Source organism: Rhodococcus sp. MurmanLake-1, assembly GCF_056945715.1.
In genome coordinates this window covers 1-227 of sequence record NZ_JBWZNF010000114.1, presented here as the reverse complement: position 1 = coordinate 227, position 227 = coordinate 1, and the positions used below count along the sequence as shown (strand labels likewise).

At 57.3% G+C, this 227-nt stretch carries 1 protein-coding gene; it reads right to left on the bottom strand.

Translation table 11 applies throughout. The features are described 5' to 3' along the window. Positions 1-227, bottom strand: a 227-nt coding sequence (locus AC2ETI_RS32865) for an AMP-binding protein (protein WP_483635083.1), incomplete at both ends; no start/stop codon positions are given.

The window sequence follows — 227 nt, the reverse complement described above, 5'->3', positions numbered from 1 at the left end:
ACGAAACCATCACGCTCCGTCGACACCACACACACCGGATCAGCCGAATCCAACACATACTCATTACGCGAGGACGGCGCATCAGGATCCAACGGCACCCACGCCCCACCCGCACGCACAATCGCATACAAACCAACCAACAAATCCACAGACCGCCGAACAGCCAACCCCACCAACGACTCCGGCCCAACACCCAAACCGATCAAATAACGCGCAAGCCTATTGAC